At 45.4% G+C, this 23,822-nt stretch carries 15 protein-coding genes; 8 read left to right on the top strand and 7 right to left on the bottom strand.

What is annotated here, in order from left to right; genetic code table 11:
* The 8 genes from DN752_RS04965 to DN752_RS04930 all read left to right on the top strand — a co-directional run bounded on the left by DN752_RS04965 (window position 1) and on the right by DN752_RS04930 (window position 10,131).
* Window positions 1-1,380 (top strand): DUF2231 domain-containing protein, encoded by a 1,380-nt coding sequence (locus DN752_RS04965; protein WP_112782932.1) that lies wholly within the window; start codon window positions 1-3, stop codon window positions 1,378-1,380.
* Window positions 1,381-2,248: 868 nt separating this feature from the next.
* Entirely contained in the window at window positions 2,249-3,436 is a 1,188-nt protein-coding gene (locus tag DN752_RS04960; RefSeq protein WP_112782931.1) for a glycoside hydrolase family 117 protein, read from the top strand.
* Window positions 3,437-3,551: 115 nt separating this feature from the next.
* Entirely contained in the window at window positions 3,552-4,571 is a 1,020-nt protein-coding gene (locus DN752_RS04955) for a zinc-dependent alcohol dehydrogenase (RefSeq protein ID WP_112782930.1), read from the top strand.
* 12 nt (window positions 4,572-4,583) lie between these two features.
* Window positions 4,584-5,354: an SDR family NAD(P)-dependent oxidoreductase gene (locus DN752_RS04950; protein WP_112782929.1), complete on the top strand. Its 771-nt coding sequence runs from the start codon at window positions 4,584-4,586 to the stop codon at window positions 5,352-5,354.
* Between the two features lie 35 nt (window positions 5,355-5,389).
* Window positions 5,390-6,835: an aldehyde dehydrogenase gene (aldA, locus tag DN752_RS04945; RefSeq protein WP_112782928.1), complete on the top strand. Its 1,446-nt coding sequence runs from the start codon at window positions 5,390-5,392 to the stop codon at window positions 6,833-6,835.
* Window positions 6,836-6,837: 2 nt separating this feature from the next.
* Window positions 6,838-7,968 (top strand): mandelate racemase/muconate lactonizing enzyme family protein, encoded by a 1,131-nt coding sequence (locus tag DN752_RS04940; RefSeq protein ID WP_112782927.1) that lies wholly within the window; start codon window positions 6,838-6,840, stop codon window positions 7,966-7,968.
* An 83-nt stretch (window positions 7,969-8,051) separates the two neighbouring features.
* Window positions 8,052-9,086: an aldose epimerase family protein gene (locus DN752_RS04935; protein WP_112782926.1), complete on the top strand. Its 1,035-nt coding sequence runs from the start codon at window positions 8,052-8,054 to the stop codon at window positions 9,084-9,086.
* 31 nt (window positions 9,087-9,117) lie between these two features.
* On the top strand, window positions 9,118-10,131 hold the full coding sequence (locus tag DN752_RS04930) for an L-rhamnose/proton symporter RhaT (protein ID WP_112782925.1): 1,014 nt from the start codon (window positions 9,118-9,120) through the stop codon (window positions 10,129-10,131).
* 907 nt (window positions 10,132-11,038) lie between these two features.
* Here the strand turns inward: DN752_RS04930 and DN752_RS04920 are convergent.
* From DN752_RS04920 to DN752_RS04885, 7 genes are all read right to left on the bottom strand, one after another.
* A complete protein-coding gene (locus tag DN752_RS04920; RefSeq protein ID WP_112786421.1) occupies window positions 11,039-12,364 on the bottom strand; it encodes a family 16 glycosylhydrolase in 1,326 nt (441 codons plus the stop codon).
* A 337-nt stretch (window positions 12,365-12,701) separates the two neighbouring features.
* Window positions 12,702-14,273 (bottom strand): hypothetical protein, encoded by a 1,572-nt coding sequence (locus DN752_RS04915; protein ID WP_112782923.1) that lies wholly within the window; start codon window positions 14,271-14,273, stop codon window positions 12,702-12,704.
* A gap of 11 nt (window positions 14,274-14,284) precedes the next feature.
* Window positions 14,285-16,003 carry a RagB/SusD family nutrient uptake outer membrane protein gene (locus DN752_RS04910; protein WP_112782922.1) on the bottom strand — a complete coding sequence of 573 codons (1,719 nt, stop codon included), beginning with the start codon at window positions 16,001-16,003 and terminating at the stop codon, window positions 14,285-14,287.
* Between the two features lie 18 nt (window positions 16,004-16,021).
* Complete coding sequence (locus DN752_RS04905; protein ID WP_112782921.1) at window positions 16,022-19,141, bottom strand: SusC/RagA family TonB-linked outer membrane protein; 3,120 nt, start codon at window positions 19,139-19,141, stop codon at window positions 16,022-16,024.
* A gap of 411 nt (window positions 19,142-19,552) precedes the next feature.
* On the bottom strand, window positions 19,553-20,563 hold the full coding sequence (locus DN752_RS04900; RefSeq protein ID WP_162633119.1) for a heparan-alpha-glucosaminide N-acetyltransferase domain-containing protein: 1,011 nt from the start codon (window positions 20,561-20,563) through the stop codon (window positions 19,553-19,555).
* Window positions 20,564-20,791: 228 nt separating this feature from the next.
* Entirely contained in the window at window positions 20,792-23,179 is a 2,388-nt protein-coding gene (locus tag DN752_RS04890; protein WP_112782918.1) for a TonB-dependent receptor, read from the bottom strand.
* A gap of 146 nt (window positions 23,180-23,325) precedes the next feature.
* Window positions 23,326-23,517, bottom strand: a complete 192-nt coding sequence (locus DN752_RS04885) for a hypothetical protein (RefSeq protein ID WP_112782917.1) — start codon at window positions 23,515-23,517, stop codon at window positions 23,326-23,328.
* Window positions 23,518-23,822: the final 305 nt, after the last annotated feature.

Below are 23,822 nucleotides of genomic sequence, written 5' to 3'. Positions count from 1 at the left end.
ATGGATTGGTCGCAGTTTATAGGAAGGTTTCACCCTTTGGTGGTGCACCTTCCGATAGGTTTCTTACTATTTGGCTTATTACTGGAATTGGTCGGGGTGTTCAGAAAGTCCAAGGAGCCTGATCTCAGGAAGGTGACTGCTTGGTCTTATTTGGCCGGTTCGGTAGGAGCACTGATGAGTGCACTGATCGGCCTATTGCTTGCCCAAGGTGGTGGCTACGAAGCAGGCGCTTTATCATTGCATAAATGGATGGGATTTGCCTTAGTGGCGTTGACCGCAGTTTTGTATTGGTCAAAGTCCAAGAAATGGGATAAAAAAAGCCCAGTAATTGCCTATGGGTTGGTAGCGGTTTCCTTTATCTTGGTTTCCTTGACAGGGCATTTGGGCGGAAACTTGACACATGGGTCGGATTATTTATTGGCTCATGCACCTGCTCCCATTAAGAGATTGGCGGGGATGTCTCCGAGTGGAAGTAGCCAAAACACATTGCCGGGCAATTCAGATTCTATTTTGGTGTTCTCCCATATCATTCAGCCGATTCTGGAAGAGAAATGTACCGGATGCCATAATCCCTCCAAAGCAAAAGGAGGGCTTGATTTGAGCAGTTTTGAGGCCATACAATCAGGAGGGGACGAAGGGAGCGTTTTGTCCGGTAGTTCGAGCTTGGAAAGTGAGCTTGTACACCGGGTGACACTGCCTACGGACAATGAAAAATACATGCCACCACAAGGAAACGGCTTGTCTTATGGAGAGATAGCGCTATTGAAGTGGTGGGTATCCCAAGGGGCTACGGACAGCTTAAAACTAGCAGGTGAAGAGCTCCCTCAGGAAATAATAGCCGTGATGGACCGGGATTATGGGGTAGATGCCAGTCCCCGTTCCTTTATAGAAAAATTGCTCCCACCTGAAGTGGACGATGAAAAAATTGCACAAGCAAATGAAACTGGACTGATGGTGTCAAGGCTTACGCCTGACAGTCAAATACTGGAACTAAGGCTGACGTCAAATAAGCTTACATCCTCTGCACCTGGAGTATTGGAAGATATGGCCCAGAATATCGTGTATGCGGATTTTTCTGGAGCTAAGCTGTCTCCTGAAGACTTTGGAGCGATAGGCAAGATGCAAAACCTGATCCGAATTGACCTACGACACTCCAATGTGTCTGATGAACAAATGGAAACCCTGGCCAATTTACCCCATTTGGAGGTGGTCAATGTATATGGCACAGGTATCTCAAAAGCAGGATTTGACGCATTGGCAAAGACACCTCAAAAACTGAAAATTTACCTATGGAAAACAGCAGTGAGCAACGAAGAATTACAAACCCTTCGTCAGGATTATCCTCATTTAGAGCTCATCGGAGGGCGAATGAAAAGATGAAAAGTAGCTAAATACATGAGCAGATAGCTGCGACGGCTTGTACGACCCAAATCAACTAATCATTCTTTCAGCCTATCTTGCCGAATGGAGGGATGGGCTACTGCGGTTCCCAATGTGCAAATCGGGGCAAAGTGCCAGCGGCACGATAAATTTAGTAACCTGCGGATTCATCCGCAGGAGCTTAAGCTCTCCTGAACCTCCCGAAGGAGTGCCAGCGGCACGGATGATAGCTATGCACACGAAAATTGTTCCCCTTCAAAAGACTAAACGCATTTGTCCTAGTTACCTTGTTACTTTTTTCCTTCAGGTGAAAAAAGTAATTTGATTATACGCTTTATTGCCAGTAGGTTTTATTTCCCACGGAACACACAGAACACCCAGGATGAAATAAGGCTTTTCTAAGATTTCCATGTTTTCTGTGAGCACCTATTTAATTTCCCTTTGATTACTGGTGTCATTTCGGATAATCATAAAAAAGTAACTCCTTTTGTACAATTGTGAGAGATATGTTTCTGGTCGTTTGACAAATGTTTTTTTATTAAGTATCCGCTTGCTAGACCACTACCCCGTTCCCACCACCAATTTGGCTTTTAAACTGGGGTCTGGGTACTCAAAAAGTGAAGTGTCAGCTAAAATCCAGCCCGATTTGGATTTAATAGTGGTTTATCCAGTTTTTGTCTAGTGTTCTTTTATGGGATAGTAGAGGTAATGTTCGAGTTTTAGATCAGTGAATAGGAAAGAAAGAAAATCATTCCGGTTTCCAGTTCAGTATGCCAATAATAGCAATTGGTAAATAATGGATACATGGTTTTTGGCCAAGTATCCATAAAAGTAAACTCAATTTAATAACCTCAAAAATATGTTTAGAATGAAATCTGTACTGCCACTTGCAGTATTATTGTCAGCAGTCATCGGATGTACACCATCCAGTCCCACCCAAGACCAGTCATCAGAAGAGCAATCCCTTCAGCATTATCCGGATTCGGTCTATGATTATTTGGCCATACCCAAAACAGATAAGCTAAGTGCGGCATCCAAGCGCGCCCTAGAGCGCAACTACGCCCAAGGACCGGAATGGTTTATCGAATTTACCCATTCGGATCTCAAGGGTGATTTTGCCTATGAAGAAGGTGTCACCCGAAGGGATCCTAGTGACTTGATCAAAGTAGGGGACACCTATTATGTTTATTATACCAAAACGTCAGGGAAATCCTATGGTTTTGGTTCAGGTGATCCCGAAAAGAAAGTCTTTCCATGGGACAAATCCGAGGTGTGGTATGCGACATCCACTGACGGTTGGACCTGGGATGAGCAAGGACTCGCAGTGGGCAGAGGTGAAGACGGTGCCTATGATGACCGTTCTGTATTTACTCCACAAGTGATGGTACACGAAGGGAAATATGTCTTGGTCTACCAGACCGTAAAAGCCCCCTATGTGAATAGGGTCAAGAACCAAGTAGGAATGGCAATTTCTGATAGCCCTGACGGCCCATTCGAAAAGTTAGATGCACCTATACTCTCACCTAGTGATGACGGTGAGTGGCTTGGCGAAGAGGATACCCGCTTTAAAGTGACCAAACAAGGGTCTTTTGATAGTCATAAAGTACACGACCCCACACTTTTACATTACAAAGGAAAATTTTACCTCTATTATAAAGGGGAAAGAATGGGCGAAAAGAGAACCTTCGGTGGAAGGGAAATCAAGTGGGGCGTAGCCATCTCCGACCAACTCACTGGCCCTTATACCAAGTCACCCTATAATCCCATTACCAACAGTGGACATGAGCTGTGTGTTTGGAAATATGATGGAGGAGTAGCGGCTTTGATCATCACAGATGGCCCAGAGCGAAACACCATCCAATGGTCTCCTGATGGAATCAACTTCGAAATCAAGTCACATATAAAAGGTGGGCCTGAAGCTGCCGGACTGGATCAATCCTTGGATTTCGAAACAGGTCCAGTGGCTGCACTAAAATGGGGGCTTACCCATGAATACGTTACTGGAGACTGGCAGGTCATCAAGCGCTTTGATGCCAAGAAGTCTTTTAATCCCTGATTATATCCTCCCCTCCCTCTGCGTCGCTACATATGTGTTAGCATTATGGCGATCAGTGGCAATGATAGGAGTGATTTAAACCTAGTTTATCAAAACAGAACGAGTAGAAAACATTATGAAAGCAGCATTTTATCAAGAAAAAGGAAAGTTCACTTTAGGAGATTCACCAGTACATAGTCCTGGTAAAGGCGAAGTAAGGCTTTCTGTTCAGTACTGTGGTGTTTGCGGCACCGACGTACACATCTTTCACGGGGTGATGGACAAGCGTGTAGGGCCTCCCCAAGTGATCGGCCATGAAGCTTCTGCGATTGTGGCGGAAGTTGGTGAAGGTGTTTCGGACATCAAGGTCGGTGATGAGGTAGCGGTACGCCCCTTAAGATTCGGAGCAGATCACCCATTTGACAAAGGCCATAAGCATGTCGGCAAAAACCTGAAGTTTATAGGAATAGATAGTGCAGGGGCATTTCAGCAAAACTGGGTAGTACCAGCATATACACTTCATAAACTTCCCGAAGGGCTTAGCTTGAAGCATGGCGCATTTATAGAGCCCTTGTCAGTGGCCTGTCATGATGTGAAAATCGGTAGGGTAAAGCAAGGAGAAAATACCTTGGTAATAGGTGGAGGTCCCATCGGTACACTCATTGCCTATGTGCTAAAAGACAAGGGCGCCAATGTAATTATTTCCGAAGTAAACGAAAAGCGAATCAGCATGCTGAGGGAGCTTGGTTTTACCGTGGTGAATCCAATCGAACAAGACCTGAAAACAGCCATTTCTGATCTGACAAATGAGAAAATGATCGACTGCGCCTTTGAGGTTTCTGGCTCTAAGCCAGGCGTGGAGGCGATGACCGAAGTGGTCAATGTCAGGGGAAGGATCGTAATGGTGGCCATACATGGCGGCGGGCCAAGGGAAGTTGACCTGTTTAAGTTTTTCTGGTCCGAAATTGAATTGCTTGGAGCCAGGCTTTATGAGGAAGAGGATTATGATGAAGCGCTTCATATCGCGGCTTCAGGAGCGGTGCCATTCGAAAAACTCATCACCAAGGTGGGAGGATTGGGACAGATCCAGGAGATCTTCGATGAGATCGACCAGCATCCTGCCGGGATGAAATACCTAATTGACATAAACCAATAAACCAACGAACGAATGAGTGTTTTAGATAAATTCAGTCTAAAAGGGAAGACAGCTTTGGTAACAGGCTGTAAGCGAGGAATCGGTAAAGCGATGGCAGAGGCATTGGCAGATGCAGGTGCGGACATTGTCGGTGTAAGTGCCTCCCTGGAGCTTGAGGGCAGTGATGTAGAGAAATCCATCAAAGATAGGGGGCGTAAGTTCTCTGCCTATCAATGTGATTTTTCGGATAGGGAGTCCCTTTACCAGTTTATTTCAACAGTAAAAAAAGACCACTCCCAAATAGATATACTGATCAACAATGCAGGAACCATCTTGCGCAAGCCTGCAGCCGAGCATCCAGATGAGATGTGGGACAAGGTCATAGAAGTGAACCAGAACGCCCAGTTTATCCTGACGAGGGAGTTTGGGAGAGAAATGGTGGCCAGAGGAAGCGGTAAAGTGGTGTTTACAGCGTCATTACTGACCTTCCAAGGTGGCATTACTGTTCCAGGCTATGCTGCCAGCAAGGGGGCGATCGGCCAGCTGACCATGGCATTTGCCAATGAGTGGGCCTCTAAAGGAGTAAATGTAAATGCCATTGCACCTGGATACATTAGTACCGATAATACGGAAGCCTTACGAAATGACCCTGATCGGTCCCAGTCCATACTCTCCAGAATACCTGCAGGGCGGTGGGGCGAAGCAGAGGATTTTGGAGGGCCAGTGGTGTTTTTGTGTTCGGAAGCTGCAGCTTATATGCATGGAAGTATCATGCTAGTGGATGGCGGCTGGATGGGCCGGTGATTGTTGTTTTTTAATCAACCATTAAACTAAATAACATGAAAGATTATCAATTATACATAAATGGAGAATGGGTAAATACCCCTTCTGGAAAAACTGCCGAAGTAATCAATCCATCGGATGAGACGGTGGTGGCCACTGTCCAAGATGGTGATGCCAACGACGCCCAAAGAGCTTTGGAAGCTGCTGAAAGTGCGCAGAAGGCATGGCGAAAGCTCCCCGCCAGACAGCGAGCTGAATACCTGTATGCCTTTGCTGCGGAAATAAAAGCCAGAAAAAAGGAGCTTTCTGAATTGATCGTGAAGGAGCAGGGCAAGCTGATCGGTGTGGCAGAAATGGAAGTGGAAGTCACCGCCTCCTTTATAGAATATGCCTGCGAATGGGCCCGGAGAATAGAAGGCGATTTGGTGCCTTCGGACAACGAGAACGAGCACATCTGGATTCATAAGATTCCCCGAGGTGTGGTAGTGGCCATTACGGCTTGGAATTTTCCCTTGGCACTGGCTGGCCGGAAAATTGGACCGGCTTTGGTAGCCGGAAATACCATCGTAGTAAAACCAACCACCGAAACGCCCCTTTCCACCTTGGAGCTTGGGAATATAGCTTCCAAGGTAGGTTTGCCGGCTGGTGTCCTTAATATCATTACCGGTCCAGGAAGGGAGATGGGAGGCGCCCTCGTCGCCAATCCTATTACCAAAATGGTTACCATGACGGGAAGTACACCCGTGGGGCAGCAAATCGCCAAATCTGCTGCTGAAAACCTTACCCATGTCCAGTTGGAGCTTGGTGGAAAAGCCCCGTTTATCGTTTTTGAAGATGCAGACATCGATGCTGCAGTGGATGCGGCGCTTCATTCACGGTTTGATAACTGTGGCCAAGTTTGTACCTGTAACGAGCGGTTGTACTTGCATGAAAATATCTATGAAGACTTTATGGGTAAGTTTATGGATAAGGTAAAGGCCATAAAGGTAGGGAACCCCATGGATCCCGATTCCGAGATGGGTCCCAAAGTGAACGCCAAAGAATTGGCCAATATGGAGAAGCTAGTGAAAGAGGCCGTGTCAGAAGGAGCGACTTTGCTCCATGGTGGCAAAAGACCGCAAGGCCCCCAGTTTGAAAAGGGGTATTGGTTTGAGCCCACTGTGCTGACAGATGTAGAGCAGCACATGGGGATTGTCCATGATGAATCATTTGGTCCTATTTTGCCGGTGATAAAATTCAAGGACTTTGACCAAGTGATGGGATATGCCAATGACAGCGAGTTTGGGCTGGCAGCAATGGTCTTCACCAATGATATGAGCACCATCATGAAATGTAACGAAGATCTGGAGTTTGGAGAAATCTATGTAAACAGGGGACATGGTGAGCAGCACCAAGGTTTCCATAATGGTTACAAACTGAGTGGTACAGGAGGTGAGGATGGAAAGTACGGCTTCGAGCAGTACCTAGAAAAAAAGACCTTTTATGTGAAATTCAAAGCTTGAGGATGATGAGTAAAATAAAAGATATTACGTGTCGGTTGTTTCAAGTACCTCTGCCAGAAGTGCTCAATGATGCCAAGCACGGAGATCATACCCATTTCGAGCTGATTACCACCACGATCAAGCTGGAAGATGGAAGCGAAGGAACCGGCTATAGCTATACAGGAGGCAAGGGAGGCCACGCTATCAAAGCAATGGTGGACCATGATCTGGCGCCAGCACTACTGGGGATGGATGGTACGGAGATCGATAAGATCTATGATTTTATGGAGTGGCATATCCACTATGTGGGCCGCGGGGGAGTGGCTTCATTTGCCATTTCTACCATTGATATAGCCCTTTGGGATATAAAAGGAAAGCAAGCGGAATCCCCACTGTGGAAGATGGCGGGAGGCCATAACAATAAATGCAAAGCCTATCGCGGGGGGATCGACTTGCAGTTTCCCCTTCCCAAGCTGCTTGATAATATGAAAAGTTATTTGGAGGCGGGGTTCAATGCAGTGAAAATAAAAATAGGTAGGGAAAACCTGGAAGAAGACCTAGAGCGGATCAAGGCCGTGAGGGAGTTTATTGGGCCAGATATTACGTTTATGGTGGATGCCAACTACTCGATGAGCCGGGAGAAGGCCATCAAGGCTTCCAATGCTTTTGAGCAATACAATATCCTTTGGTTTGAGGAACCTACCATCCCAGATGATTATAAAGGATATGGCCTGATAGCTGATGCTACCAACGTCCCTTTGGCCATGGGGGAAAACCTACATACCATCCATGAGTTTGAATATGCAATGGAGCAGGCAAAACTGGGTTTTGTCCAGCCTGATGCATCCAATTGTGGAGGGGTGACAGGTTGGTTACGGGCAGCACGTCTTGCCAAGGACTACAACATTCCTGCCTGCTCACATGGTATGCAGGAACTGCATGTGAGCTTAGTGTCAGCCCAAGAAAACAGTGGTTGGCTAGAAGTGCACAGTTTCCCAATTGATGAATATACCACGCGACCATTGGTCATTGAAAACCATATGGCCGTAGCTCCAGACGTAGCTGGGGTTGGAGTGGAGTTTGACTGGGGTAAACTGTCACCGTATGAGGTAGGTACAGCCAGCAATGCTGGAGATAAGCCCTTACAGATTTAGTTTAATGGTTCAGCAGCCTAGATGCTTTCGGGCAGAAGGGTTGCTGTTTTTTTTGATTTGTATAAACCAAACCAATAACCCAAATGATCACAAAGAAAAAATTTGGCCAATATGAAGGCCGGGATGTATGGCTATATACCTTGGAAAACAACCGTGGGATGCAAGTAAAAATCATGACTTACGGCGCCACGGTGACGTCCATTTCCATACCCAATGAAGAGAATAGGACAGAACTGGCATGTGGATTTGATAACTTTGAAAGTTACTTTAGTGATGAATACAAGGCCAATTCCCCCTATTTTGGAAGCACGGTAGGCCGGTATGCTTCCAGGATTAAGGATGGAGCTTTTACCCTAGGGGGAAAGACCTACCAGCTAGCCACCAATGATGGTTCCAATCACCTTCATGGCGGGGTGAAGGGCTTTGATAAAAGAATATGGTCAGAGAAGGAGCTCCAATCCGACAGTAATTTGCTAGTGTTATCGCTGGCGGTAGAAGATGGTGAGGAAGGTTATCCTGGAAACGTAGATGTTGCCGTTCATTTTCACTTGACCGAAGAACAGGAGCTGGCCATTACTTATAAGGCTACCCCTGACAAGAATACACCTTTGGGCTTGACCAACCATACTTATTTTAACCTTTCAGGCTTTGAAGAAGATATCAAAGGCCACCGGATAGCTATCCAAACCCAAGATTATTTGGTTCCAGATGTCACTAATGTGCCTGTAGGGGAAGTAGCTTCTGTTTCAGGGTTTCCTTTCGATATAAGCAATGGGGTGCCTATGGATGAGGTGTTTAGGTATCTGCCGGATGGTTTTGAGCACTATTTTACTTTTGGCGAGCCCAAAGACTTGGCTCGTAGGGCGCAAATTGCCCATGCACCTTCGGGTAGGAAGCTGACCGTGTCTACCACGGAGCCGGGGATGCTTTTTTATACAGGAATGTATACTTCCGACCAGTTAGCAAGGGAAAATGGCGACCGCTTTGGGAAATTTCGGGCGTTTTGTTGCGAAACCCACCCGTATCCTAATGGCCCTAACTTGGAAAATGCCCCAGGAGCAGTCACGCCAGCCAATACGACCTATACCAGCCAGACTACTTTCAAGCTGGACTGGTAATAACTATTCACTTTACTAAAACGAAAAAATCATGATAGCAGGAATTATTTGGGCCATAAGTGCCGGCCTTATTTTGGGATTATATGCATTGCCAGAGAAATTCACCAAGGATTTTAAGTATGAAAATACCTGGAGTTTGTTTTTTGTGCTCACGATGTTTGTGGTGCCGATCATCACCTCCGTGGTGTTGATTGATGGTTTTTCTGAGATTTTCGGAAATATGCCAGGTGATATTTGGCTGAAGATGGGCTTGGCCAGTATCTTGTGGGGTACAGGCGTGATGATGTGGGGCAAAGCCATCAATCATATTGGTTTGTCACTGGGCTTTTCTATTTTTATCGGTACCATCATCCTTATTGGATCCTTGTTGCCCTTTGCCGTAGATGGTCTGCCTGACCAGAGCTCGCTTTATTATATCATAGCAGGAATTGTCGTGGTACTGATAGGCGTGATATTTAACGGCAAAGCAGGGATTATCCGGGAAAAGGACCAGAATGCACAAGAAGCTGCTGAAGGCCAGACCAAAGGGAATATCGTAGTGGGCATTATCATTGCCATTGTTGGGGGCTTGTTGGCTACGGGATTTAGTTACGCCAACGCTGTAGGCCGACCGTATTTACATGAAGCCAGTCAAGCGCAAGGAAATGCGGATTGGATTACCGCTGTCTGTGTGATGTTTCCCATTTTTATCAGTGGGGGGATCGTCATGACCATCTATTTTGCCTGGCAGCTGACCCAAAAGAAAGCATGGGTGGATTTCAAAACGCCTCATCTTTCAAAGAATTTCCTGTTGATTTTGGTAATGGCGGTGTTTCATTATGCCGCCTCTGCTATTTTTGCTTATGCTGCTTATCTCTTAGGTGATGCAGGTAATTCGGTAGGCTATGCCATCTTTAATACCAGTAGTGTGGCCACGGCTATTATCAGTGGATTGATTACCAAGGAATGGTTAGGAGCATCATCTAAAGCGAAGGGTTTCCTGTATGCGGGCTTGGCCTGTATGGTGATAGGGATCATTATCATTGGAGTAGGGAATGGAATGTAAGGTAAGGAATGAAAATGGCCGATAGTAATTCGGCTTACCGATTGCGATAGAACTGGTAAAAAATAGCAGGGACTGTCTTCAAGAATATAGCTTGTCGAACAGTCCCTGTTATTTTTAGTTTTTCTTTGTACATCTGAGGTCAAAGCGGATTAGTTAGTGTGAATATGGAAATATAGGTTCTATATATTTTCATTGGGTAACTATTTTTATTGCCGAACTCCAAGGTGGTTTTCATCCCTTTACCCTTGTTGCTTTTTTGCTTTAGGCCAAAAAAGTAACCAAAAAAAAACCGCCGCTGTGCATCTATTGGCCTAAAATTAAAACCTTCCCTCATGCAGGCAAACTCCTCCTGTCTAAATCTAGGCAGGCCTGTCTAAAAGCTAGATAAACCTGTCTAAAGCCTGGTAAACCTTTTTTAGCTGCCAACATTCTTTTTGACCAGCATTTCGTCAAACCTGTCTAAAGCCAAGCAGGCCTGTCTAGGCCGCCCATAGCCGTCAGGCTAACGCATGTTGTTACTTAAAATCTATATTCCTAATGATGTCGATGCTCCTCACAAATGGTCTAGGGGGGATTTCAAATCCCCATTATCTCGGTTCGGGATTTGTAATCCCGAACAGCTAAATTGTGGCAGTTGGTGTGCCGATATCCGCTTAAACTGACGGCTATGGTCTAGGCCGCTAGGCAGGCCTGTCTAGCAGCGAGATAGACAAGCCAGCCTTTTTGCCCTCCCGCTTTTTAATTTCTTAACGCCCAATACCTGCAAGGCGGATTTAGTTAATAAGTCTGTTTTATTCTATACAGTGCCCTATTTTCTTAAGTAACCAGGTTGAGCCAAAATCATAAGCCCTCCCAAAAAGAGCTCGTGTGACGGATTGCTATCGATTTTATGATCGGACCTCAGCATTTACTTTTTACTGAGGATGACATCGTCCAGAAAGGAGGTACCGGGATTTTCTATTTGAGTAATTAGCAAAGTGATTTCTGTGTTGTCAGTACTGTTGAATTCCAGTTGGTAGCTTTGCCATTTTCCACTTCCCGATATGCTTTTTTGGATTACCCCCGGGATAGCGATCTCCAATTGTCCTGAAAAATTGGCACGGAAGCTGAGCTGGTAAGCTGTATCTTTTTGCAAGTTTACCTTTTGGGCGATTCCGGTATTTTTGCCCGTTAGCTGGAGGGCTTTTGCATCACCGTCATTTTGGTCCAGTTGGTGGGAGATTTTGATGTCGCCTTTCCAGTACCAGTTGACCAATGAAGGATCCGAAAAACTTCCGTTGGAGATAAGCCCTCCGTCAAAGCTGTCCAATGGCCTGAAGGTCCTGACATAATCCACTAGGTACTTGTTTTTGCTTTCGTCAGCGAGTTCTTCGTCCGTGGCCCGGATGGGGTCAGCATCATTGGCAGGAAATGAACGCCATTCATGGTCTTCCAAGTCAATGATCATAAACATTTCCCGCTCCAAACCTTCACCAGAAGGATCTTCCAGTCCCTCTTTTCTCAATTGTCTTACAAGTTTACCGTCATAGTAAAAATCTATACTAAAAGGATCTTTCCAATAGGCACCAAACAAGTGGTAATCATTGCGGTACGGGGATTCATCTGGCAGAGGATGGTGCTGTTGGTCATTGAAGTTCTGCAAGATGTTATTGTTGTCGTCCCTGACGAAGACATGGTAGTTGGTGGATGGCCTTGCAGCAAACCACGACTGGTCAGGACGATCGCTGCCATAGATCTCCACTACGTCGATTTCACGGGTGTCATCTTCACTGAGAAACCAGAAATTGGAAGAGAGAACCTGGTTGGCGACCTTGGCACGTACCTCGGTGTAGATGGGATATTGAATTGTCGTTTTGGAACTTATGACTCCACAATACACCTGCTCGGTGCCAGGTTTCCTACTTGCCGAAAGGACCAAGTTACCATTACTTACGGTGCTGTTTTCAGTATTCCATTCAGTAAGGCCCGGCCCCATCCAGGCGTTGAAGTAGGTGTCATTCCACTTCTGAAAGAAACCATCCTCCTTCCCTGAATAATCAAATTCATCTGAGAAGTCCTCTACAAACTCCCAGCTTTTGTCAGGTGGCAAAAAACCATCGGTGTTAACTACAGGGAGGTTTTCATAAGTATAGCCTTCCAAGGGATCAGTGTCTTTTGGAGGAATGTCAGGATCTTCTGTAGCGCTGCATGCCCATAGACAACAGCTTAATACGAATAAAATAGAATGTTTCATTTTGATAATTGGTTGAGAGAAGCGGCTCTGGTCCATTGCTTTATAGCAAAGCAAGTGTCGTGTCAAGCCTAGACCTTTTTACTTGTTTTTTAACCCGGTTTATGCATTAGGAATCTTCGGGTTTAGGCAATGACACGACACTAAAGCCACTTCGTTGAATATTGATTTATCCCGGATTATGCATTAGGAATCGTAGTGAGAGCTGAAATTGCAAGAAAATCAGTTAGTTTGGAGGCATTAGCGTAGCACCGTTACGGTTATGCCGAAAACTAAAGTGAAACGGCTGATTTTGAAGCAGTTTCAGGTCGCAACAGATAGGCTAATGCATATTCCGGGTTTATGGTCTTAGCCTGGCCTCGGATAGTGAAATGTTATCCATAAAGATGCTAAGTGGAGCGGTGTTGTTTTCATTGGCACCGCGTATGTTCAGGCTGTAATCTCCTGAGGCAGGAAACTCTACCAAAACAGAGCTGTAGACCCATTCACCCACGGGGAATGCTGCGTCAAAAGCTGGATTTGCTCCTACGCCCCAGTTGGTATTGGGAGACCAATAAAACCTCAAGTCAGGAGGGACAGCTCCCTCTGGGGTGTTACCGAGGTCCTCTACATAGACCCAGACACCCATTTCATAAGTTTTTCCAGCTTCTGCAGGGAACGTAATTAAATTATTGTCACTGTCTGCATTGCTAATGATCATGCCGCCGTGGGGCTCTAGAGTGATGGCCGCGCTGTTATTGCCATCAAAAGCCTGATGGTTGGAAATGGCTAGCTGATACTTGTCCCATGGGGCACCCCACCACTGATACGGCCAGTTGTCGACAGTGGAGTTTTCAAAGCTATAATCGAAAGCAGTGTTTTCTAGGATATTGGTTCCGATAAAGACCACGGGGAGATCCGAAAAGCTGTCCGCAGGCATCCCGTCGGTGGTTGCCATTTCGCCTTGTTGGTAGGAGATCAGTACTTGGTCATCATTATAAATGAGTTCGTTTTCCAGACTTAAGATGACAAGGTTGGCTTCTTCTGGATCTACTGTCGCTGCGGCCACAGTGGCGGGTATATCAGTGCCATCATGGGCAATACTCACTATAAAGTCAGCAGGGTTAAGGGTGTTCGCATTCATTTCCCTACTGAAGTTTAGGGAGATTTTACCATTGGCATCGAAAGCCCCCTCGAGAATTACCGGCTCAGTGGACGGGATGATTTTGAGGAAGTTTTCGACTTCCACCAGTGACTCCCCAGCCGGCCTCTCTCTGGAAGCATAAAGGCCAAACCCAAAAGTCCCGAGCTTTTTATACCTCACATCAAATTCGTTGACAAATTCCTCTGAGGTGCCAGGGTCTCCACCATCGGTATTCCATACATAATCGGAAGGCTCGCCAGTAGGGCTTACGATATACCGTACAAAACTCCCGGCCATTACCTCGTTTTCGGCATTGTCCGACAGGGTAAGTTCTTCTCCAAGACTGCCGTCGGGATTCAACAAGTATGCTTGGACCTGAAGTGCAACGGAGTCAAGAACGGTGATGGTCAGGGTGGTGTCCAGGTCACTACCCCTTTGGTCCGTGCCCACGTAGGCATTGCCATTGTAGGTTTGTTGTAACCTCACTTTATGCTCTCCAGGGGATGTAAAGACGGTTTTTACGGTGTTTTCTGTGGAGCTGGTGTCATTGTCCGAGCCTATTATGTCCACTGCACCTTCTGGGAAGCTCCACTGCCGGCTCTGAACCCCAGAAGAGACATCGCCAAAGGTAATGGTGCCATTGACCTGAATCCTGTTCCCAAAGTCCATTTCAGAAGTGTAAATCACTTGGTTATTGGCTTCGTTGAGATTAAGATCATCATAAATGTCCTCACAGGAGACCATAGCTCCCAGACATGCTATTGAAAGTATTTTTATAATTGATTTCATGTTTTTATCTCTTATTGGCCTAACGCTTCATTGTTCTGTAGTTCACCAGCTGGTACAGGGAAATAATTGTGTACCGATGGATTATAATTCTGTGATGATAACAGAAAGTCTGGCCGGATTCGCTCTTGTATATAAAGTGGCGCTTGGTCAAAGATGCCATCCTTGTTTGCTTCCCGCCATATTTCATCTGCCCTTAGCTCATCGAATACATCCTGCACAATGCCCCATCTTACCAGGTCCTTGTACCTGTGCCCTTCAAAAGCCAGCTCTATGGGTCTTTCTACGCGTCTCAAGTGGGTAAGGAGTGTGGCCGGATTAGGACTTACCCATGGCTGGGTACCGTGAACCTGTTTGCTGATGTGTAGTTGGGGAAAGGTATTTCCGTTTTCATCCAGGTACGTTCTTAGCGTGATGACTCCTGCACGGCTGCGCACGATGTCTATGTAGGTAATGGCCTCGTCGATATCTCCCGTGGATTGGAGAATAGCTTCTGCGTACATTAGGTAGACGTCCGCCAACCGGATATGGCGGAAGTTGATTCCGGACCGGCTGTTGCCATCTTCATTGGGAAGGTGGTACCAGTTGGTGTATTTTTTGATATAGGCACTTTGCCCAAAGGCCCATCCTCCGCGTTCACCGATGGGGAGTAGGTAGTAATCCGTTTCGCCATTGATGGGGACAATACTTGCCGAAAGCCTGGAAGAATGAATATTCCCCTCGTTAATAGGGTTGGAAGGGTCCACTTCATCGTTTACGTAAATCTCATGGAGATAGTAGCTGGGCAATAACGTGTTGTATGCTCCAAAATTGAGTTGGCCAAACTGTGTGGCAATTCCACTGGCTTCGGATCCTGTGGTGTTAGGGGTGTCATCCACGGTGTTTCCGTTGGCACCGGGGTTCACTTCAGCGCTATAGGCAGTTTCGAAGATGGACTCTTCATTATGCTCGTTGAGATGGGTGAAGTTATCCATATAATCTGGTACGAGGCTATAAATTCCGGCGTCGATGACTTCTTTGAATTCTGTCGCCGCTAAGTCCCATTCCTCTTGGAACAAGTGTGATTTTCCCTTTAAGGCTGTCGCTGCGCCCCAAGTGGCACGACCCTTTTCACTTTCCGGCCACTGCTCGGGAAGATGGGCTTTGGCAAACTCCAAGTCGGGCAATACCACGGTACTATAGATTTCTTCTTTTGTACTTAGGCCCTTGTTAAAATCTTCGTCAGCATCCGGTACTGTCGTTCGAAGGACACCCTGACCGTATGTCGTAGCCAGCTGAAAATAGAAGAAAGCCCTTAAAAACCGCGCTTGTGCTTCTATTTCAAGCCGCTCTTCTTCCCCTAGGATCGAAGGGTCTACGGTTTGTACTTGACCAATGACCTGGTTGGTTCTGAATATGCCAATGTACAGTTCGTTCCACTTGTCGGTCACTTGGATACTGGCGTCATTATAGGTGAGGTTTCGGAAGGCAGTAGGTCTGTACCAGCTCTCTGTGCCCCCAATGTCTCCTAGCGCCATCTCATAGACCAGTCCAGTTCCACTGATGGACTGGAACTGCAGTGCTGCATAAGCTGTGGTGAGGCCACTTTGGAATTGTTCTGGGCTTTTCCAGAAGGTCTCTGTAGTGATGGCATTGGGGTTTACTTCCTCCAGGAAATCCTGCCCACAACCAAACAATAGTGAGGACGTGAGGGCAAACCCTATGATTTTTTTAGTATTGATTCTTATGTTCATTATGATAGGGATTTTGGGTTAAAACTGGATTTGGATGCCCATGATAAACCTTCTTGACACGGGGTAATTCCCTTGGTCCACACCGCGGGTACTGATGCCGTTACCACCTACTTCGGGGTCATAACCTGTGTATTTGGTAAAGGTGAAAGGGTTCATTCCTGTGGCGTACACACGGGCTTTGGTTAATTTTAACTTATCCATTACACTGGAAGGGAGCGTGTAGCCAATGGTGATATTTCGTATCCTCCAGTAGCTTCCATCTTCCAGAAAGAAGTCAGATCTTGCCCTGACGTTATTGTGATAATAATCACCACGATAGGAGGCAATATCAGAGTTGGGGTTTTGTGGCGACCACTGGTGATATTGGTCGAGGTGTCGTCCTTGCGTATAGGCATACATACGGGCGCCATTGTAGAGTTTTGCGCCGTAGGATATGTAATTCTGGAGATAGAAATCAACGTTTTTGTACGCTAGGTTAAAGTTGATCCCTGCTTCAAACTTAGATTGTCCAGATCCCTTGTATACGCGGTCATTTTCATCAATGGTTCCATTTCCAGTATCAGGGATGCCGTCTCCATCACTGTCTTCGGTAAGCTGGTCTACATACATCATATCTCCCAATTGGGCACTGGGCTCTATGGCTTGGTAATTGGCCAATTGCTCTTCGGTCTTGATCACTCCAGCATTTTCCGTGAGGAAAAACGCCCCAGCTTCATAGCCTACGGCAAAATAGGTTGTGTAATCAACGTTTGGCCCCAGTGATTGGGTAGGACGTCCATTGGCATAGCCTCGATTGATACCGTTAAGGTTGGTGATTTTATTACGGTTTCGGGTAAAAGTACCGGTAAGTCCGTATTTCAGCCCTTTTGATGTTTCGTTTTTGTAATTCAAGGAAAGTTCGACGCCTTGATTGGTCATATTGCCCGCATTGACAATAATAGGACTGTAGGTGTCCACAGCTCCAGGATGGTGGGCACCACCAGATGGAGGAGTGACCCTAGGCAGCAGCATGTCCTGCTTATCGTTTTTGTAATAGTCTGCCGTAAAATTGAGTTTTCCTTGGAAGAGGCTCAGGTCCAGCCCAATATTGGTGGATATACTACTTTCCCATTTTACGTTAGGATTGGCATACCTCCGCTGGATAGCACCATTAGCAAGGATTTCCTCTTTTGAAAACAGGTAATTGACCCCGCTTTCTATCAGAGAGGCGTAGGTGTAAGCAGGAATACTTTGGTTCCCCACTTCTGCCCAGCTTCCCCTTATCTTTAGGTTGTCCACAAAGCTCAGCTGAGCATTCTTGAAAAATGCTTCTTCCGAAATGTTCCAGCCAGCAGATGCACCGAAGAAGTCACCGTATTTATTGTTCGGGCCAAAATTGGAAGAGCCATCTCTACGGTAGCTGGCAGAAAAAAGGTACCTATCATCATAATTATACTGGCCCCTTGCCATAAGTCCACTTAGGGTATTGGTGTAGTCATAGCTGCTTGGTTTGGTGGCCTGTTGTCCTGCGCCTAACACCGGAGTGTCATTGCTCAATAAGCCGATGATGCCTACACCTATTTGCTCAGAAGTGAATTTTTCGTAGGAAGCGACCCCTGTGAGCTCAATATTGTGTTTATTGATGGTCTTTGAATACCTTAGGATATTCTCCATGACGTTTCGTCGGGTAAAAGTATAGTCCTCATTCAGTAGGGCATCTTCTCTGGATGCTGTAGGGCTGTAGTCGCCTTCGGGGGTGTATACTAGGTATTGTGGACGGAAGAATTTCCTTCTGTAGTTCCATTGATTGGTTCCGAGGTTTACTTTAAAGCTGAGCCCTTCGAAGAACTCGTATTCAAGGTTTAAAGCAATATTGTTACTGTTGATTGTCCTGTTATCAATATTGTTGAGTTCTCGGGACAAATAACTGTAAAGGATAGGGTTGTCTGCGGGCAATTCAAAATCATTTCCCTGAGAGCTCAATCCTCCCAAAGGGGGCTGCCAAGGGTTTTGGGCGATGGCATATTCATAAAGTGACCAAGGCTCCTGCTCCCGGTTTTCTTCTGTAAGTGCCAAGCTTGCAAATGCCTTGAATTTCCCTTTGTTAAACTGGACATTCAACCGGGAGCTGAGCCGGTCAAAGCCGGAGTTGATCAAAATACCCTCTTGGTCAAAGTAATTTGAAGTGAAATTAACGGCCAGCTCGTCCGTTCCGCCAGTTATTCCGATGCTGTAATTTTGTATAGCGGCATTGTTATTTTGTACATCAGCTACAAAGTCACTGTCATAATCCAGTGCATTTGGGCTGAAAAAAAAGATCAACGGATCTCTTCCAAGGGCTTCCAGACTGACTTCTTCAGCGTACATCTGCTGGGAAGTATTCATCAGGGGTGTGCCGGAAGTGATGTTCTGGATTCCTCCATAAGCACTGAAATCCACCTTGATTTTCCCTTTTTTTCCCCTTTTGGTAGTGATCAAAACAACACCGTTGGAAGCGCGGGTACCATAAATGGAGGCAGCAGCTCCGTCTTTCAGGATATCGATTGACTCGATTTGCTCTGGAGCGATGTTTGGATTGTTTTGGTAGGGGACACCATCGACTACATATAGCGGTTCCAGGGTGCCCAGCAAGGAGCCTACGCCCCTTATTTGGATATTGGAAGCTTCCCCGGGCCTGCCGCTGGCCGCTTGGACATTGACGCCTGCTACTTGGCCCTGTAGGGCTTGTCCTATATCAGAAACCGGTGCTTTTTCTATCAAGTCGGATTTGATATTGGCGACGGCGCCCGTTATTTCCTTTTTGGTCTGGGTACCGTACCCTACCACGACTACTTCTTCCAAGCTCGCAGTAGTAGGTACTAGTTGGATGTCTAAAGTCGTTTGGTTTTGGAGAGTGATCTCTCGGGTTTCATATCCTATAAAGGTATAGGTAAGTACATCACCTGTGGAAGCTGAGATGGAGTATAGACCGTCAATATCGCTAACGTTTCCTTTGGTGGTTCCCTTGATCACCACTGTGGCCCCAGGCAGTGGCCCTCCGGTTTCATCTGTGATTTTGCCATTGATGTTTTGTTGAGCGAGAGCTGTGGACACCAATGAGCATAAAAGTAAGAGCATGCTGATGCTCCGCTTTTGTGCAGCGTAATACATCTGTTTCATAAATGGTTATTTTGAGTTTAGTATTATATTAACCTCAATGAAGGATTGTCCTATGAACAACACCTCAAACGGTCCTTCCAAAGTAGCTTATGGAGATTATTAAAGCACTTTTCTATACTAGACAACAACTGTACAGGCGCTGGATTGAAAATGGACAATAGATAATAAGGAGGTAAATAGCTGTTTTGGGAATAGATTATAGGGGAAATAATGGTCTTGCTGAGGCAGTAATGCAGATGATCTATCGATAATCCCTTTTTTCTGCTTTTTGATAAGATTTTGACCCACCATTTCAGTGAGGATTTCATTGGTTTTTGTGTTTTTCAACACCAATAAGAGAGCGGCTTCTTTCCTTGAGGTTTATCCTTTTTTTCAAGTAAGTATAAAAGGAAGGCCTGTTTTTTTCTTTCTCTAATCGTTCGTGATCCTGTCTTGTTGATTGGTCTTGCTTCGGGGAGTAAAAGTTAGTTGCTGAAATAATAAATAAAGGGTAATGATGGCAAAAATCCAGATGGCATAGACCGTAATTAAAGGAAACCCATGATTTTCTAATTCGTTACCTAGAAGGTACGATTCAGGCTTAATAATCATTGCGGACATGGAGATTCCTTCAATCGGAAGAATGACCAGTGCAGTCAGGTGAAGGATAAGGGTGCTAAAAAGGTAGATCAGCAAGCTATGCTGGCCATAAGTTGTCAGCGCTTTGGTGACTTTGGTACCTGAGTCTTCAAACGATCCTAGCAAAAGCAACATAACCCCAAATATACAAGCCAATAAGCACAGGGAAGCAGGATATTTGGTGAGGTCAAAAAATGACATCAAGGTCATAGGAAAGGAGTTGGCATCAATGAGCCACGGAGAAGCCTCTCCATACCATCCGGATATTCGTAGGATTATGAATAATAACAAACAGGCAATACCCAAAAACCTTAGTTTTTGTTTTCTTTTATCCTTAGGGTAAGTTGGGTCAAACCAATGTCCTATCACATATCCAATCCATAATAATGGGGCCCATGGAAGAATGGTATAATTGATGATAAATAAGGTGGCCTTGGTTTCAATAAATTGCTGTTCATGAATTAGTGAACCTAACAAGTCCAAAAGGAAGGTCTCCCCAACGTGAAAGCCATCGAGCAGATGGTGCCCAAACACTGCCATGATGGACAAGAACAATAATACCCTCGAGGGTAAGTAGATCAATACTGATAATAAAAGCAAGGATATCCCCAGCATGGCCAATATGAATACGCCGGTGGTCCCATAATAGGGGTCGAAGGTGTAAAGGAAGTTGTTGACAGCCAACTCTAAAAGTAATAGGGCGCCTCCTCTTTTTGCCAGCATGATTGACAATTTTTTATTGGAAACAGTTTGGCGGTACATATGGCATTGTATCCCACTGATGAAAAAAAACTGTGGGAGCAAAGAAATGGGAAATGAACCGGGTAAAAAATAGGTGTAAGGTCGTGGTCTCCAAGTCTGTCGGGGAAGTGTTCCAGTAATGGAAGAAAATCCTGGTATGGTCTAGGATGGCCAATAGCATGACTGCTCCCATGGCAACCTTTAGGGATTTTGGCAAAGGCGGTCTTTGGTTAAAATCAATCATGATAGTCCCCGGAACAAATGTCCCGGGGATGGTAGTTAGTGGTAGTTTTAAAACTTAAAGGTAAAACTGGTCAGGAAGTGTGCTGGTTTCTGTGGCCTGACATAATAGCCATCACTGATCCAGTAGTGTTCATCGGTCAGGTTATTGGCTTTAATACTGATGCGGTATTTCGGCTGGTTATAGAAAATGGAAGCGTCCAATACGGTATAGGAGGGTAGGGTAAATGTGTTGGTATCATTAAAGAATACATCGGATACATAGATAACTCCGGCACCAAAACCCAGCCCCTTTAGGTGGCCATTGATAAGGGAATAGCTTAACCAGGCATTGGCCACATGTTCAGGTGTTCCCAGAGCCCTTTTTCCTTCTATATTTTCTGCTGCATTAATGTACTCGTTGTCATTGTAGCCATAGCCAGTGACAAAATTGAAGCCAGGAAAAGGGTTGCCAATAACTTCAACTTCTACACCGCGGCTTTGCTGTGTGCCGTCCTGAACCGTATATGTCAAACCATCTTCTCTGGTTTCTGCCCTCGTAGAATTAGAGACCTGTATATCATAGTAGCTGATGGTGGCATTTAATTTATTGTTGAGCAGGTCGAGTTTGACACCTCCTTCGAGCTGGTTGGCCTGTTGAGGTTTGAAAACACTGACGGTTCCGTCGGGCTGAGCGGCGTTGCCCACATTTTTGAAGCCATTCATATAGTTGGCAAAAAGAGCTACTTTTTCTTTGACCGGCTGATAGACCAATCCAAATTTAGGTGAAAAGGCGGTTTGATAATAGCTTCCGGATGTCTGCTGGGTAAGTGGGTAATAGGTGCCTTTATTGGCAAATCGGTCTGCTCTTAGGCTGATCATGGCGATCAGTCTGTCGGAAAGATTGACCACATCGGAGAAATAAGCCCCATAACTTCTTTGTTTGCTCAGCCTTGCTGGAGTATCCATGTCGCCCAATGTGTTTTCCAAAGACTGCAGTCGGATGTCCGGTGTCGTCTCCATCACATTTACTGTATCCAGCCATACATAGGAATATTTCATGTTACGGAACTGGTCGATATAGTCCAGGCCTATTACCAACCGGTTTCGGACCGAACCGATTTTAAAATCTCCTGTGAAGTTTTGTTGAAATTGTTTCCTGCCGGTTTTGTCAGGAGAGAATACACCTATGGCACGTCTGACTTCCGTGTTGCTGATCCAGTATTGATTGTTGTATAATAGATCGTTGTATTCACCATTGGCGTAGGCATAGTTGGTGGTGGAAGTCCAGTTTTCGGAAAGCTTGTATTCTGCCTGAAGAAAAACGTTGCTGGATAATTGTTTCCCTACAAATGAGTCGTCAATCAACGAACGCTCATATGCAATGGGCAGCTGGTCGTAGGAGTTGAGCGTGACGCCACTGTTTACTGCCCAAGCAGTATTGGCGGTGCCTTTGTACTGTTGGACATCTGCATCAAGCCTTACGGTAAGGCGGTCATTTATTTGATAGGATAGGCTGGGGGCAAGTACCAAAGTGGTGCCATGTCCCTGGTCCTGAAAATTGTTTTCTTTTTGGAATGCGGTATTCAGACGGAACAATAGGTTCTTTTCTTGGTCCAGTGGGGCATTGATATCGGCTGTTAACCGGCTGAGATCCCAACTTCCCTGAAGGTAAGAAACTTCGCCTCCAAAGTGGTCATAAGGCTTTTTGGTGACATAGTTTACCAGCCCACCGAAAGAGACCATGGAAGAACCGAAGAGGGTGGAGGAAGGGCCCTTGATGGTTTCTACTCTTTCTACCATGGCCAAGTCAATGCCTGTTTTCAGGGAGGTGGCCAGGCCATTTCTTAAATTATCTGAGGTCTGAAATCCGCGGGAAAAGAAGGCAGGCATACCCGCCCCTGTCTTAGCTGGAGCAGCCCCAGGTACATTTCGGAAAGATTCCTCGAGGGTAAGGGCCATTTGCTCATTGATCAATTCGATATCAACGACGCTGTAGACTTGGGGGTTTTCAAGATTTTTGATAGGCAATCTGGCCACATAGGGACTTTCTTTCCGGGAAGTGATTGAATATTTATCCCCTACAACCATAAATTCATTTAAGGTGTTGGAGCTAGCAGGCAACTCAAAGTCTATGGCGATCTTGTCTCCTTCATTTAGGTGAACGGTTTTCTTCTTTGGCTCTAAACCTACAAAACTTACCTCAATTGTATATTCCCCTGAAGGTAATTGGGTGAAGACATAATTCCCTTCGTGATCCACTAATGTGTATTGTTTTCCTTCCAAGCTCACCGTTGAGAATTCCGCAGGATTTCCATCACTCGTTGTGACCTTCCCGCTGATAGATCCTGTTTGGGAATAGGCGGATTGGACCGAAAATGTAAGCAGAAGCGTAGTGATGAATACCATAACTCTTTGGACGTGCTGCCTAAGGTAAATGGGGGATAAAGTTTGTTTCATTTTATATATTGTTTATGAATAGTGAAAATTAGTAATGGGGTTGGCCAGCTTGCCAACTGTAGGCAAACCGGTAAAGGGTTGGGAGCGGTCCCTTAGTTTTCTGTTGTTGGAAAGCTGAAGCCGGTTGGCCTTTTCCCAAAACTCAACTAGAATGGCCCTTGCTTCTGGGCTTTGGTTTGCCTCAGGTAAAGCACAGCTTCCTTTATGGACTTCCTTTCTGATGGGCTAATGTCCAAAATGGGAGGGGATACAGAGGTAGGTTTTTTTTGTGAGGTTGGTAGTAATCCGGTTGTTCCACCGATGGAAGCACTGCCTTCATTAAAATGTGCATTGGTCATGGAAAAATGATTTTAGCAGTTTTTTAATAATGGTTGAAATTCAACAGTATTTAATATTTAGAAATTTCAATAGATAAAATCTAACCGAAATGTAAAATTGATAGTATTTAGTTATCGAAACGTTCTTTTATTTAATTGGAATAAATCTAAATAAATACTTGTGCTTGCAAAGGTATTTTTAATTGATTTAAATCAAAGTGAAAATGATAAAATTTTAAAAATCAATTTTACAGTGTTTAGATGATGTTTATTAAAAGTCTATTTATGTTTTCTATGGAATTAAATAAAAAATGGAAGGGTGATTT

The sequence above is a fragment of the Echinicola strongylocentroti genome, assembly GCF_003260975.1.
GTDB lineage: Bacteria > Bacteroidota > Bacteroidia > Cytophagales > Cyclobacteriaceae > Echinicola > Echinicola strongylocentroti.
This window is presented reverse-complemented; position numbering and strand designations above follow the sequence as displayed.